The organism is Rhodophyticola porphyridii (genome assembly GCF_003688285.1).
In the GTDB taxonomy this organism is placed as follows: Bacteria; Pseudomonadota; Alphaproteobacteria; order Rhodobacterales; family Rhodobacteraceae; genus Rhodophyticola; species Rhodophyticola porphyridii.
On record NZ_RCNT01000004.1, the window covers coordinates 325,034 to 338,091 of the forward strand.

Consider the following 13,058-nt stretch of genomic DNA (forward strand, 5'->3'; position numbering starts at 1 on the left):
GGCTTGGGTGGGCGGCGCACAAAGGGTCTTCGATCTGTCATACGGCTCAAAAGCGAAGCGCATACATGGCGCCCAGTCTCACCTCGACCCCGTTTTCGCCGCCTGCTCCCAGTTCACCGGAAAGCCGCAGGGTCGCGCCGTTGCGGATATCGAAGGTTGCATGCGCCCCTACAAAACCCTCTGCGCTAAATCCGGCCGGCTCGACCCCGAAGTCCACGGGTTGCCCCGCGATCATGGCGCTGACATCGCCAGCTTGGCCGTAGCCAAGATCAAGCCCGCCGTAGAGGGTGATCCCAACATCCCCCAGTGCCGTCTGCCAGGGGGTCAGATCGCTTTCAACCATCGCGCGAAAGTCCAGACGCCGGGAGTCGCGGGCTTCCACCGTCATGTTGGCTTGCGATCCAGCCTCCGAAAAGGCGTCGGCCCGGTGCCAGCTGTAACGAAGGCGTGCACTTGGCCGCACTGTCATGCCATTGAAATCAGTCTCGGTGCCAAGTGTTGCAGACAGGCTGAGGAAGGTACTGGTCGGGTTGGCGATGGCCTCCTCGATCCCTGTCAGCACGGTGTTGTTTGCCACCCGGCGGATCGAGTCGTGGTCGGTTCTGCCGAAGCTGAGTGCGGTTTCGAAGAACCCCCATTCCGTGACTCCGCCCCATGTCAGGCCGCCGAAGATCATGCGGCTGTTGATCTCGGAACTGCCGAACGCGCTTTCAAATGCGGCCGTCTGGGTGCCCACAAAGCCCCCGACATACCGATCTGCCGACAGGGCGAAGGTAGTGCCCAGTATTCCCGCCACTTCGTCCGCGTCGCCCGCGCTGGCGATATTGCCCGTGGCCCAGACGCTTCGCTCGCCCGGGTTGGGTGCTGAGGGGCGTTGATCGAGGGTGAAGCTGATCTGATCGAGGATTGAAAAAGCGGCTTGATCCATGGCCCCGAAATGCGCCGGGTCGAAGACATAGAGGGTATTGCCGACCACAAGTTGCGGGCGCCCGTCGCTGAGAATGGTGTCGGGCGGGGCCAAATCCCACGTCAGCGCAGCATTGGGCAGGCCCACGTCGAGAGTCGCACCGGCAGCCAGGAACTCGAATTCGCCCACGATGATCGAGCCGGGATCAAGCCGCAGATGGGTGTTCAGCCCGTTCGAGCTGAACGAAAGGTCGCCCGCGCCCAATCCCGAAAAGATGCGGCCCGTGTTGCGGACAAAGACGTTGTCGCCGCGGATAAAGAGCCCCTCAATGCCGGGATCGGTTCGGATGTCACCCGAATTCAGGACAGTCGTGTCATCGACATTGACGAAAATCCCTTCGTCCGCAGTGCCTTCTGCCCGGATCAGACCGCTGTTGATCAGCGTTTGGCCGCTGCCTACGTCTGAATGAATCCCGGAAGCACCGTCGCCCGTGACAAGGATCTCGCCGGTGTTCTCTAGTATGACATTGGTGCTGTTGAAGCTGTAGAGTCCATGGCCCAAAAAGCCAGTAGTTGAGATCGACCCGCTGTTGGTCACCCAAGAGCCATCATTTACTTCATTCCATACCCCGGCCGCCTGCAATCCACTGGTCGTGATCTCGCCGCTATTGATGATGCGTGCGTTGTCACCGTCGTTTCGGATGCCTGCGGCGTTACCATTTGTCGTGATCTCGCCGCTGTTGGTGATCACGGGATTGTCGCTGCCCGCTTCGACAAAAATTCCGTGCGCGCCAAGCCCATTGGTGAAGATATTTGCCCCGTTCAGAACCGTCGCATCGTCGGAATTTAAGCCCACATCGATTCCGTATGCACCCGTGCCCTGGGTCACGATTTCGGCCCCGTTGGTCGAGCCGGTCTCGATGATGATCCCGCTGCCGCTGCCGCCGCTGATACCGGAAGCGTCGTCGCCAGTCGTCTGGATGAGCAGGCCATCAAAGAACACCCGGTTGCCGATGCCCGAGACATTAATGCCGTCGCCGTTCGCCCCGGCTGTCGAGATCTCCCCGTTTCCCGTGACCGAGACGACATTGTCACCACCTATCACGCTGATGCCAATAGAGATGGTTCCGGCGGGATCGGTCATCGCGATGGTGCCCGTGTGCTCCATCGTGTTTCCCGAGCCGCTCACAAAGATGCCGCGCGAGACGCCAGCGCCAGACAGCTCGATATCTCCTTCATTCAGGATGCTGCCATCATTTGAAAACATGCGGATGCCGAGGCTGTCGTCACCAAGTAGGGAGATGCCTCCGAGGTTGATGACGCGAACCCGGTCGCCGCTTGCGTCGATGGCGATTACGTTGGCGAATCCGCCCGCACCTGAATTGTTGATGGAGCCTGCGTTGACCGCGAGCCCATCTTCGGAGGTCAGCAACATGCCGGTTGCATTCCCGGAAATGCCGATAGACCTCAGATTGGTCAGTGTGATGCGATCTCCTTCGCCCCATATTCCGACATTTCCGTCCGAAATCATGTCGATGAAGGCGTTCGAGATCACGCGGCCGTCGTCCCCGAACACCGCGATGCCGACGGCGTCAACACCGCCCACAACAATCGAGTTAAGGGGTTGGGAGCCGAGGACCTGAATATTGGCGTTGTCACCCTCGACCACGATCCCGAAGCCCCTGTTGGTACCATCCGGACCGCCGGAAATCTGGATCCGCCCGTCGGCAATCACCTGTGAATTGTCGCCGGTCATGTTGATGCCGTCGCCGCCAGCGCCGTTGACGGTCAGGGCCGGGGTGGGCGTGCCGTCTTCGATGATCACGGTGTTGTTGTTGCCGGTGGTCTGGATCGCGTTTTGACCGACGCCGCCGACGGTGATGGAGCCTGCGGGCGCGGCCACGATCAGCGTGTCGTCGCCGTCGACGATAACCGGCGGATCGCCGGGCAAAGTCCCGTTGGTCTCAAAAGTCGGCCCGTTGACGGTGAACGTGTCCTGCGCCAATACCGGTGACACAGGCATCGCTAGGCTGAGCATAACACCCAGGCTCACGCTGGACCTGAGAGCCTTCAACATGGTTTCCATATTCTTCTTGCCCGTTTCCTGATGCCCGCATGCGGGGCGCCTTCTGAACCAGTGACCCGCCCAGGATCAGGGGGCACGGGTCATCGCTGCGATGGCCTCAGCGCGTTATCCGCCCGGATCAGCTATTTGGGAATACGCACCGCTGCATCGCCGCTATGCGGGAATGCGGGTATGAATCCGGGGAAAGCCGGTGCCAGGTCAGACCCCGAGGGGTTAGGATGGTAGTGGTGAGGGGCGGGGCGGGCCGGTCGGCCAACCGCATCGGTCACGGCCAGCCACGGGCACAGGACAAACGGGGGACGGCGATGGGTTTCATAGTTGGGGTTGTGTTTCTGGGCGTACTGGTCGGTGTGCTCTATGTTTGGCCCGCCTATGCGCAGCCCGGAAAAACGCTGATCCTGGCCTTTGGGGTTGCGCTTGCTGCGTTGGTCCTGTTCTGGGTCTCGGCCTATGTCGGCCCGATTGCCATGGAGGAGCCGCGTGGGTTGGGCGCGGCCATCGACCTGGCGTTTCGCGGGGTCGCCTCGGGATATGTGGTCATGGCCGCGGTGGTGCAGGCGATCCGGCGCTGGGCGAAATCCATGGACATCGGGGGCTATCGCCATTGGATCGTCGTGCTGCTTTGCGCGTTTCTGCCGCCGTTTCTGATCGTCCCGTTCTTTTGAGGGGCGCTGCGGCCTCAACTCAAGGAGCCTAAAGTCCAAGCGATTGCCTGAGGGCCGATATCCAGACAAGACGCTGATAGGTTTGACGCTGGATCGGGTCCGCGACGGAGTCCGCAGCGGCCATCGCCAGTGTCAGGTTGCGATTGCCGCTGAGTGCGCTTGCCAATGTCACGAACACCGCGTCGCGGGCGGCGGCGTCTTCCGTGGCGTGGGCGATGCGTAACGCCTCGTCGATCCGGTCCGCGTAGACCAACTGGATCACCAGGTTGCTGGTCAGCTGCTGACGGTCGGCCGGGTCCGGCAGATCGGCGACAGCTTCTTGCGCGATTGCGAGGTAGGTCTGGAATTCTTCGGGGGTGCCGTTCAGCGCGGCAAAGCCGAGATTGGCGATGCGCCCCCACCGTTGAAGGTTCGTGTCCTCCAGAAACCGCAGGCGGTTCTCGGCAATGGCATAATATCCCTGGCTCGATTCCAGCTCGGCCAGTCGGCTGATCGCGTAGTCGCTGAGCGGGACCCATTCCGGCCCTTCGACCAACCCCAGCACGATGCCCCTGGCGCGCGCGCTGACATCCGCGTTTCCCTGCAGGTCCGCCGCGCGGGCCAGGCTGATAAGGCCCCGCGCCTGCGCTTCGAGGTCCTCCAGCGTGGAAAGAAGTGCCAGTGCCTCCTCGAACTGGTTCGTGTTCACAAGGCTCAGGGCGACGTTGGAAAAATCCTGCGTGCGGCGCTCGTCATCGCGGATCCGTGCGAGGGTGTCCACCGCCCGGTCGATGTCGCCCGACATGGCCATGGTCCGGGCCAGGCGGCCAAGATGATCATCGAACCGGAGGCCGATATCCCCGCCATCGCTCGGGCCCGCTTCGAGTGTGTCCATGGCCACCCTCAGAAGGGCGTTGAAATCGATGTCGAGCCCACGGGACAAAGCCATCTGGGCAAGGATGTCGTAAGCATCCACCTGGTCGAACCGATACGTGCTGACATCGGAAATCGCAGCGATGGCAAGGTCGGAACGACCGGCCGAAAGGGTCGCGCGGGCGAAGGCTTCGAAGACGTAGTAGCGTTGGTCCGGATTGGGCAGTGCCGCCAAGTCGCTTCGGGCGAGGGCGAACGCCTCTTCGGCCGCTGCCATCTCGCCTGTCTGCGCCAATGCCTCGCCGATCTGCGCATTGGATATGATCCGCCATGTCGGATCGACGATATGCGCCATGAGGTCCTGCGCCACGGTGATCTCGCCCGCGTCGAGCCTGTTGACCACCAGCCCGCGCAGCAAGGCGCCCCGTCTCGACAGGTCGTCGGGGATGTTTTCGACCACCAGACGCAGCGCCGTGTCGATCTGATCCGCCTCGATCAATGCGACGGCCAGCTTGTCCAGCCCGACGAACCCCAGCGGCAGGCCGGACCTGTCGGTTGCGACCACGTCGGCAAAGGCGCGCTCGAGATGGCCGTGTTCGACCAAGTAGGCAATGTGCTGGGCGCGGGCGATGGCATGGATCCCGTCATCGGATATCTGGTCCAGCAGCGCCAAGCCGCGATCCAGGCTTTCGGCGTCCAGAAAGGTGATGACATTCAGGATCGCGGTGTCGCTTATGCCCGGGCTCGTTGGGGGATCCTCCATTCGGGCCAATACCTGCTCGGCGGCATCGAATTGCCCGCCTTCTGCAAGTGCACCGGCCAATTGCAGTTGCGCCCAGGCGCGCCGGTCGGGGTCGACTGTCGCCTTTTCGAGTTCCACGAGCGCTGCGGCGATCAGGTCAACGCAGGCAGGCCCGGGCGCGGCCAGGCAGGTCTCGATGCCTGTTTGCGCCAAGGCCCGCTCCGGAGAAAGCGGGACTGCAATGAGCGCCATAGCAAGCAAGTGTCCCGCAGAAATGAACGCACGAAAAATCAAGTGTTATCCTTTGCCGCGGAAATATGCTGCGATCAAACCCGGCCCGATCAGTGGAGCCAGCACGACAGCGGTGATCGACAGCAGTGCGGTTAAGACGACCCATGAGAACGGGCTCTCGAGGGGCAGTCCACCTATGATCCCGCGATAGACTGGCAACGTCAACCCCAGGAGAACGAGCAGCACGATATAGGGAACTGCGATAGCCGCGGCTGACGCGACACCCGTCGCCAACGCGTCGATCATGCCGCCCCATAGCGTGAGGATGGCCAGCCCGACGAGCAGGCCGCCGCCATATGCCTCGCCCCTTTCTGCTAGGCTTCGCATCTGAAAAACCTTGTTACCTTGTGAAGGCAGTTTCGAACGAGTCTGCCGCTTGGACGCTGAACGCGCTTGGCTCCACGGTAGAGCCGATATTGATGTTGCTGAAGATGTAGTCCTGCATAGAGACCCTGCAAATTCACAGATACGGGTGTTGCCCCGCACAGAGCGGCGCCCGGGCAAGAACAGCGCGATATCCAGCGTTTCTTGACGCCGAGCGAGTGACAAAAGCACGCTGCGCTACTGAAGGGCGTGGTGCGCCACGGCGTCAACCCCTACGCGCGCGAGGGTGATATCCGGGCGCTGATGCTGGCCGCTGGTGTCGAGGTCGCTTCGGGGCCATCGGCCGTTGGCCTTTACGATCTGTCCTGCACGCCCGGCATTGCGGTCGACGAGGCCTTTGCACAGCTCGCCGCCGCGACCGATATCATCGAAAGCGTGAGCCGGATCGATGAGTGACCGGCATGTAATGTCTGTCCTGCTCCGGAGCTTCCTGGCCGCCATGACAATGATCGTCCTCAGCGCGGGCCTGGCCATGGCGCAACCTCGCGGCGGAGGCGGGCCGGATGATAGAGGCGGTGGGACGTCGGCGCCGCGCGACGCCGATGTAGTGCAATCCTCGGGGCGCCCGGAGTACATCCTCGTCGTGCCGCCCGCGCAGGCCCAACCGGCGATCGACGCCCTTGTGGCGGCGGGCGCGCAGTCGCTGCGTCAACGGCCGTTCGCGGCCCTGGGAAGGCTCACGGTTGTGTTTCTGCTGCCCAGGCAACTGGACCTGCAGGACGCACGATCGGCCGTCGCGCCGGTCGCACCCGATGGCGTCTTCGATCTGCATCACATCTACCGCTTCGCCCAAGCGGCCCCACGCATCTATGCACCCACGTTGATTGATGATGCCGGTGCAAGCCGGTGTTCCGCACCGGAATCGGTCACGGTCGGATTGATCGATGGACCGGTCGACGCGTCCCACCCCGCGTTGGCCGCGTCATCGGTCGTGTCGGAAAGCGTACTGGGTCAAGGGGATCGCGGAGCCTCCAGGGCACACGGAACAGCAATTGCCGCCCTCATCGTGGGGCGCGACGGGGCGGGAAACCTGAGTGGCTTTGCCCAAGGAGCGCGGTTGCATACCATCACGGCCTTCCGGCGTGAGGGCGGCGGGAATGCGACCGACGTGGAGCACATCGGCTCGGCGCTCGACAGATTGACAGGCCGGGGCGTCTGGCTCATCAACATGTCCTTTGCCGGTCCTGAAAACAGAGCCTTCGCCGATCTCCTTTCGGCTGCGGCGTGGCGAGGGGCCGTGATGGTTGCGGCTGCCGGAAACGACAGGACCTCCCGCCCGGTCCATCCTGCCGCGCATCCCGACGTGATCGCCGTCACCGCTGTGGACGCCCTTCTGCGACGGAAGGGGGCCGCCAACAACGGCGCTCATATCGAGGTCGCGGCACCGGGCGTGGACCTCTTCGTGGCCGGAGGTCGGGGAGGAGCCTACGAGTCCGGGACGTCACATTCTGCTGCCATCGTCTCGGCGCTAGTGGCGCGCATGGGACGGGTCGCGGCCGAACGCGCGGTAGCCGCCTGATCGGCGGCGCAATGGATCTGGGCACGCCCGGTCGCGACGGAGACTTCGGTTTGGGCTTTGTCCAGGTCGACACCTGCTGATCGGACCGCCGACAAAACGAGATTGACGCAAGGTTAATCCACTTCTTGCCGCCATCCTTTGAACCATTCTTTGGGCTGTCCGACCAACACTCATACACGGCACCATGCCGCGTTGATTGAAACCCGGAGATCTTATCCATGAACCCCTCGTCATTTTTTCACACATCCCTTTTCGTCCTCGCCACTTCCGCTCTTGCGGCTAACATGGCCCATGCGGATGCAGGCTCGTCCCTTGGTGATTGCTACGATCACGTCATCACCGCCTGCAACACGACCGCCCACCCCGTGCCCTGTTCGACGGCCGGAATGGATGCCTGCGATGAGGAACATTCTGCCAGCGATGCCGCCGTCGCCATCCAGGGCATCCGAGTCGTGCCGGGCACCAACATGCGGGGAGAGCCTCGCTACCAAGTCCTTCTGCAAACGGACCGCCCCCAGACGCGCCGTCCTGGCATTGGGGAGGACGGCGATAGCGACGGGCGGCAACCCCTGCGGTAGCGACGACATACCGGTGACGCCCGTTTCGCCCAGATCACATCCTACCCACGGGGCGCTCGCAAGAGAACTGGAAAACATGGACTGGAACGACATCAGAGTATCCCTGGCCGTGGCGCGGGCCGGCTCGCTCAATCAGGCGGCCATGGCCCTCAACATGGACCAATCTACGGTGAGCCGTCGGCTGACCGCATTGGAAGCGCAATTAGGAACAACGCTTTTTCAGCGCTCACGGCATGGTGTCTTGCCGACGGAAGCTGGAACCGTCTTCTTCGCAAGCGCCACGGAGATCGAACGCCGGGCGACCTCTCTGGTCGATCAGGTGCAGGCTGCGGGCGGCCAGCGGGCTGGTGTCTTGCGGATCTGCGGCGACCAATGGACGTTGAACCGTCTTGCCGCAAATGGCCTGTGGGGGTTCATGGAACAGCACCCGCAGATTGAGATGCGGCTGGTATCCGACATCCCCCACCCTACCGTCTGGCATCAGGATCCAAGTATCGGGTTGTGGTTCAGTTCAAAGCCCGCCGATGGCGCCTTTGCGGTCAAACTCGGCGCCGTGCCATATGCCGTCTATGCGGCCAAGGGGACATTGCCCTGCGACTGGGTGAAATTGCGGGCGCAGAACGCGGCTGGGTGCCGCGAGACATACGAAGCGGACCCATCAAATGATCCGAACGCTGAGGTGCGCCTCAGTTGCACCGATGCGGCAACGGTGCTGGAAAGCGTGGCCGCCGGGATCGGGAAAGCGGTCTTGCCAAGATGCCTCGGCGACAATGACACCAGATTGACGTGCCTGTCCGGACCAGAAGATGACCGACACCGAACTCTCTGTCTCCATGTGCATCCGGACTCACTCTCGTCCAAACGAGTCGAAGCGATGATGGCCTGGTTGAGGACGTCCTTTCCGTTGATCTTCTTGCCGATCTGCCCTGGGAATTAGGATACAAGGGCGGCAGTCGAGGGATCAATCCTTGCGGATTGCGCGTAGTCCATGCTTGTGCGGGACGGCGGACCCGAGGGCAACGCGTAACTGCCCTCCACAGCAAAACCGCCCTCATGAACAAGCGTCAGAATTTCAGCGCGACCAAAGGTTCGATGCCGCCATTGCAGCGAGATGATTGCGTTGCACAAATGGGGCTTGGACACGACCAGGTATAATCGCCCGCCGGGCCGCAAGGTGTCGCGGATTTGCGTGAGCGCTGCGGCAGGGTCCGGGCAATACTCGAGGATATGAGCCGCAAGCGCCTCATGGGCGGGTTCGAGAACGGTGTCGCCCAACATCGACTGTATGAGGACCGGTTCCACGCCAAGGCCCCGAAGGCACGCTCGCCCACGTTCGAGCATCGCGCGGCTGGGATCCAGCAGCAGCAGTCTTTTTGGAGCGCCGTTGACCGCTATCTAGGCCTCCGCAAACGAGGCCGTGCCACAGCCGATGTCCACCAGATGCGACTGATGATTGCCCTGCGTCCGAAACGCCGCCAGAACCCCCTGATACGCATCAGAATAGCCCAGCGCCCGCATCTTGTCGCCCCATCGAGGCGCGGCGGTGTCGTAGTCGGTAGCGCTCAGCGCTTTCGTCTTTGGCATCGTCTCACCCTTTCATACTGTCATGCATGGCGCCTTCTATCGCATGAGCACGAAAATCAATGCAGGCGGCACGGGGGCGAGCAACAGGACGACAAGCCAGTGCTTGTATGCCGTGTTTCCCGAAGAGGTTGCCCGATAGCGCACCCATTGCAGACCACAGGAGAGTGCGAGGTAGGCGGTGGCGGCCCACCTGAAAGAGGCCTCCAACTCGGATGCCAGACCTTGCGGGGGATTGGTTGCATTGAACCCCCGATAGATAGACACCCAATATGAGGCGACCAGGCAGAAAGCGATTATAAAGGCGATCAGGAAGGGCGCCCAGAGCCGTGCGGTGGCGGGCAATATATAGACTATGAGAATGAGAATGGTCGTGACGAGAGCGCCGATATAGACATATCCCAACATAGTATCCTTTCTTCTGTCGAAGCGCTTTGGACACCCCGAGCCCTTTCACAAGGAAAGCCCAAACCGTCATGTTCGTACGCCTCAAACCGCAATGCCCTTTTCATCCGGGTAGGCCGCATCAATCATGATCCTGGACATCTCGGCGTAGGCCGCGCGCCATGTCGCATAGTGTTCCTGAGAGAAACGCGGCCCGAAGACCTGCTGAATGGTCAGCAGAAGCGCCTCGCCGACGCTGGGGTAGTGCTCGGGCAGGACGCCATATCCTATGTGGCGTAGAGCCAGCTCTTCGATCATGCGCGCGCAGGCGTCGGTGTCATCGAGAATTGCCACGATAGCCGACAGCTCCAGCATGGTCTTTTGCGTCTGACCCATGATGTCGGACCCAAACATGGGCCGCAGGTTTGGAGAAATCTTGAACATATTGGCGTAGAAAAGGCTGGCCATGGCCTCGCGTTCTTCTTCAAATCGCAGGAGACTTTCTCGAAGAATGCTCTTTTCTCTTTCAGACAGTTTCATTTTTTACCCAATTCTAATCAGTTTACCTGGCATCCGGCCTTCATGGCAGGAATAAATCACGAAATGACGCCCTCAGCCAATTCGTCACGATCTGCACTCTGGGTGAATTCAGGGAATCTGGATGCAAATGCATGTACAACTGCCGGTTGACCTGCTCGGAGGGCACCGAAACCCTGATCAAGCGAGGATCGCGTTCGGCAAGGCACATCGGCAAGAGGCCCAGTCCGATCCCGTTGGCGACTGCCGCGAGCAGCGAGGTTGCGTCCACCGCGCGCATCCGAACCAGAGCGGTGCCGCCTGTTCTGAGGGCCGGAAACTGGCTGGCTGAGTTCGCCGGGTTATCTTCGTCGTAGAAGGACACCCAAACCTCCGGACTGATTTCTCTGGCTCTGTAGACTGCGAAAGGAACCATGCCGAGTTTGACTTGAAACGACCGATCAACGGGAGGTGTTTCAAACCAGATCGCAAGGCTGGGATGACGATGCCACAGACTTGCTCCGGGACGCCCCGAGATCAGGCGGACCTCCAGATCCTGATGCTCTTCCAAAAGCTGTGCGAGCCCTCCGGCAACCAGCCGATCCAACGTCCACTGGTTGCCAAGCAGCCTTACAACGCCGCCGGGCTTTTTTTCCGCTGTGCGAACGTCGTCGAAAATCGCTGCGGCCTGGCGTTCCATTTCTCCGGACCTTGCGATGAGGATCTTGCCAGCCTCCGTCGGCAAAACGCCCTGTTTGGACCTTTGGAACAGGGTTGCTTCAAGGAAGGCCTCCAAGGCTGTCAGGCGGCGGCCTACGGTCGACTGGTCGATTTCAAGTATCCTTGCTGCCCCGCTCAGAGAGCCGGTGCGCGCGATTGCGAGCGTCAGCTTGATGTCATCCCAATCGAAATCCTTTTCGGCCATTCGACTGCACTCTCGGAGCAAAACTCATAATCCGTCAGGATGATATCGGGGCTGCGTACCCGGCGGCACCTTCACCTATGAAGATGTACAGGGATGGTACGGAACTGTGAACATGCATTGGCACATATACGCACCCCCATAAGTGCATATCTCTTCAGTCAATGCTACAGGTTTTGAGCGCAGACCGATATTTCCGCATAGCCGCGCTGCGCTGGTGCGGCTTCCAAATTGCGATGCCCCGTGTTGAGTTTGGATACGATCCCGCATTTCAGGGGAACGGGTGTGGAACTGAGATTCTATCGTGCGACGTCGTTCCCGCCGGGCCTGCATTTTGACTTTAAACGCGCATCACTCACGGAAAAAACAAACCTGAAAGAGATCAAGATACATGCTGATAACACTTACCAGATCATCGGCCTTTGCACTTTGTGCGTTGTCGATTTTGGCCTGTACGCCACAATTTGAGCGGCAAGCACCGGAGCGCCAAACGGTTCAGGGCGTTCCGATCTACAACAAGCTCGGGTCGATCTCGGAATGCGTCGCTCCGGATGGCCGGGTCTTCTCGCCAAACCGGGAGCTGGCCGAGCCCTGTACCGTAATTGAGGATTGCCCCGGCGGGTTCATTTCGGCCACTGGTGAGTACATCTGCCCTGAGGATACTGACCGAGGTGACCCCGACCGCGGGCCATTTGGGGTACAGAGTGACCCGCAAACCCCCGATCCACGCGGCCCGGCCACGCCGCCGACCACAGGTCCAGGCGGTCTGGCTGTCGTCGGAACTGGTCGTGGGTGACTTCGATATCAGCAGACCCGGGCGGACAAAATGGCAGTACGATTCCAAAGGTGCTTGCTGACGCATCCTCTTGTCGTACAAGCACCGTTAGGCGCAGTGGTGGCTCCGTGTGCAGGTGCTTGGCTGTGGGATACGCTTACGAATGGAGATTTGGCCGAAGACGTAGAAGGACGGCCAACTGTTGCCCAATGCAACAAATGCACTGGTGCTCTACTCGATTTGGGACGGTTAAGCTTCCTTTCGGGGTCTCGGGACGAGTTCCGAGATACGAAATTCGAACGTGTCGAAGGCCTGGGTTGGGAGGCCTTCGTGAAAAGAATTCCGGTTTTCTCCAGGTGGAGCTCTATACCGACGCTTGTATCGACGCGGTGTCGCGAGGCTTCCCCCGATTTATTCTTTGCATTCGGAAACTGGAGCATGGGAAGCCAGGTGGTCTTGCTGATGGCTACGGACTCAAGACCCGACAATGACGAACGGGAGTTCCTTTTGTGTGTCAGTAGCGGACAGACACCGACGGCCGACTTGCCGAACCTGCTGGCCGTGCTGGTTCCCATGGTGGACGGGTGTGGCGTTATCGCGAAGTCGAGAGACCCAAGCGTTATTGATGACGTCGACGCCGTCTTCATGTCCCGTGCGCCGTGACTCACGGCAGCTCCGATGTCAGACCGAGTGCGTCGAGCCACAGTTGAATGCGCGCTCTGTTCATGCCGAAGTCGTTATGACCTGCTCCCCTTGGAGTCCGCGTTTATAGGTTAGCTCTGTTCAGGGTTTGGTCCTCTTCTGACCGTTTGTGATACTCCCAAGGGGTGAGCCCGTCGAGGCTCGAGTGTGGGCGG

General features: G+C 61.0%; 14 protein-coding genes. 5 read left to right on the forward strand and 9 right to left on the reverse strand.

Features of this window, described 5'->3' with window-relative positions; genetic code table 11:
- Positions 1-46: 46 nt before the first annotated feature.
- Positions 47-2,992 (reverse strand): autotransporter domain-containing protein, encoded by a 2,946-nt coding sequence (locus tag D9R08_RS10355; RefSeq protein ID WP_121897963.1) that lies wholly within the window; start codon positions 2,990-2,992, stop codon positions 47-49.
- A 305-nt stretch (positions 2,993-3,297) separates the two neighbouring features.
- On the opposite strand from D9R08_RS10355, the gene D9R08_RS10360 reads away from it, so the two are divergent.
- Positions 3,298-3,657: a hypothetical protein gene (locus tag D9R08_RS10360; protein WP_147450656.1), complete on the forward strand. Its 360-nt coding sequence runs from the start codon at positions 3,298-3,300 to the stop codon at positions 3,655-3,657.
- A 28-nt stretch (positions 3,658-3,685) separates the two neighbouring features.
- Here D9R08_RS10360 and D9R08_RS10365 read toward each other — a convergent pair whose 3' ends face one another.
- Together D9R08_RS10365 and D9R08_RS10370 are read right to left on the reverse strand one after the other, a co-directional pair.
- Positions 3,686-5,503: a hypothetical protein gene (locus D9R08_RS10365; protein ID WP_121897965.1), complete on the reverse strand. Its 1,818-nt coding sequence runs from the start codon at positions 5,501-5,503 to the stop codon at positions 3,686-3,688.
- A 45-nt stretch (positions 5,504-5,548) separates the two neighbouring features.
- Positions 5,549-5,869, reverse strand: a complete 321-nt coding sequence (locus D9R08_RS10370) for a hypothetical protein (protein WP_121897966.1) — start codon at positions 5,867-5,869, stop codon at positions 5,549-5,551.
- 249 nt (positions 5,870-6,118) lie between these two features.
- On the opposite strand from D9R08_RS10370, the gene D9R08_RS10375 reads away from it, so the two are divergent.
- On the forward strand, positions 6,119-6,322 hold the full coding sequence (locus D9R08_RS10375; protein WP_147450658.1) for a hypothetical protein: 204 nt from the start codon (positions 6,119-6,121) through the stop codon (positions 6,320-6,322).
- Positions 6,323-6,371: 49 nt separating this feature from the next.
- Positions 6,372-7,445 (forward strand): S8 family serine peptidase, encoded by a 1,074-nt coding sequence (locus D9R08_RS10380; RefSeq protein WP_158598976.1) that lies wholly within the window; start codon positions 6,372-6,374, stop codon positions 7,443-7,445.
- 230 nt (positions 7,446-7,675) lie between these two features.
- On the opposite strand, the gene D9R08_RS19120 is transcribed toward D9R08_RS10380, so the two are convergent.
- On the reverse strand, positions 7,676-8,116 hold the full coding sequence (locus tag D9R08_RS19120; protein ID WP_158598977.1) for a hypothetical protein: 441 nt from the start codon (positions 8,114-8,116) through the stop codon (positions 7,676-7,678).
- Positions 8,117-8,165: 49 nt separating this feature from the next.
- Between D9R08_RS19120 and D9R08_RS10385 the strand changes: the two genes are divergently transcribed.
- Positions 8,166-8,960, forward strand: a complete 795-nt coding sequence (locus tag D9R08_RS10385) for a LysR family transcriptional regulator (RefSeq protein ID WP_233557408.1) — start codon at positions 8,166-8,168, stop codon at positions 8,958-8,960.
- On the opposite strand, the gene D9R08_RS19625 is transcribed toward D9R08_RS10385, so the two are convergent.
- The 5 genes from D9R08_RS19625 to D9R08_RS10410 form a co-directional block, all read right to left on the reverse strand.
- Positions 8,957-9,418, reverse strand: a complete 462-nt coding sequence (locus D9R08_RS19625; RefSeq protein ID WP_407690606.1) for a class I SAM-dependent methyltransferase — start codon at positions 9,416-9,418, stop codon at positions 8,957-8,959. The genes D9R08_RS10385 and D9R08_RS19625 overlap by 4 nt on opposite strands.
- Positions 9,419-9,607 carry a hypothetical protein gene (locus tag D9R08_RS10395; protein ID WP_121897971.1) on the reverse strand — a complete coding sequence of 63 codons (189 nt, stop codon included), beginning with the start codon at positions 9,605-9,607 and terminating at the stop codon, positions 9,419-9,421.
- Positions 9,608-9,643: 36 nt separating this feature from the next.
- Positions 9,644-10,009 carry a hypothetical protein gene (locus D9R08_RS10400; protein ID WP_147450659.1) on the reverse strand — a complete coding sequence of 122 codons (366 nt, stop codon included), beginning with the start codon at positions 10,007-10,009 and terminating at the stop codon, positions 9,644-9,646.
- 84 nt (positions 10,010-10,093) lie between these two features.
- Complete coding sequence (locus D9R08_RS10405; protein WP_121897973.1) at positions 10,094-10,528, reverse strand: globin domain-containing protein; 435 nt, start codon at positions 10,526-10,528, stop codon at positions 10,094-10,096.
- Between the two features lie 40 nt (positions 10,529-10,568).
- A complete protein-coding gene (locus D9R08_RS10410; RefSeq protein WP_121897974.1) occupies positions 10,569-11,429 on the reverse strand; it encodes a LysR family transcriptional regulator in 861 nt (286 codons plus the stop codon).
- A gap of 1,234 nt (positions 11,430-12,663) precedes the next feature.
- Between D9R08_RS10410 and D9R08_RS10415 the strand changes: the two genes are divergently transcribed.
- A complete protein-coding gene (locus D9R08_RS10415; RefSeq protein ID WP_147450660.1) occupies positions 12,664-12,864 on the forward strand; it encodes a hypothetical protein in 201 nt (66 codons plus the stop codon).
- Positions 12,865-13,058: the final 194 nt, after the last annotated feature.